We start from the raw sequence: 551 nt of genomic DNA, 5'->3' as shown, positions 1-551 counted from the left end.
ATACATATTGGAGGATTAGCTCAGCTGGGAGAGCATCTGCCTTACAAGCAGAGGGTCGGCGGTTCGAACCCGTCATCCTCCACCATTATATTTCTTTGCCGGCCTAGCTCAATTGGTAGAGCAACTGACTTGTAATCAGTAGGTTGGGGGTTCAAGTCCTCTGGCCGGCACCAGTTTTTGTTTTACTTTTCTAATAGAAATGATGTACGAGCCATTAGCTCAGTTGGTAGAGCATCTGACTTTTAATCAGAGGGTCGCAGGTTCGAATCCTGCATGGCTCACCATTTTTTATGCGGGTGTGGTGGAACTGGCAGACACGCTAGACTTAGGATCTAGTGCCGTAAGGCGTGGGGGTTCGACTCCCTTCACCCGCATCGAAATAAGCGGAAGTAGTTCAGTGGTAGAACACCACCTTGCCAAGGTGGGGGTCGCGGGTTCGAATCCCGTCTTCCGCTCCAAGAAGTGCCGGGGTGGCGGAACTGGCAGACGCACAGGACTTAAAATCCTGCGGTAGGTGACTACCGTACCGGTTCGATTCCGGTTCTCGGCAT

The 551-nt window shown here is 51.9% G+C and carries 6 tRNA genes; all 6 read left to right on the top strand.

The features are described 5' to 3' along the window. Positions 1-9 precede the first annotated feature (9 nt). The 6 genes from BLE01S_RS20245 to BLE01S_RS20220 all read left to right on the top strand — a co-directional run bounded on the left by BLE01S_RS20245 (position 10) and on the right by BLE01S_RS20220 (position 550). A tRNA-Val gene (locus BLE01S_RS20245) sits at positions 10-85 on the top strand. A 12-nt stretch (positions 86-97) separates the two neighbouring features. Then, a tRNA-Thr gene (locus tag BLE01S_RS20240) sits at positions 98-173 on the top strand. A 35-nt stretch (positions 174-208) separates the two neighbouring features. Continuing rightward, a tRNA-Lys gene (locus tag BLE01S_RS20235) sits at positions 209-284 on the top strand. Positions 285-292: 8 nt separating this feature from the next. Then, positions 293-374 (top strand) — tRNA-Leu (locus BLE01S_RS20230). A gap of 9 nt (positions 375-383) precedes the next feature. Further along, positions 384-458 (top strand) — tRNA-Gly (locus tag BLE01S_RS20225). A 6-nt stretch (positions 459-464) separates the two neighbouring features. Then, positions 465-550, top strand: a tRNA-Leu gene (locus tag BLE01S_RS20220). Position 551 lies beyond the last annotated feature (1 nt).

The organism is Lederbergia lenta NBRC 16444 (assembly GCF_001591545.1).
Taxonomy (GTDB): Bacteria; Bacillota; Bacilli; order Bacillales; family Bacillaceae_C; genus Lederbergia; species Lederbergia lenta.
Note: the sequence above shows the minus strand (reverse complement) of the source record. Positions and strands in the feature narration are given on the sequence as shown.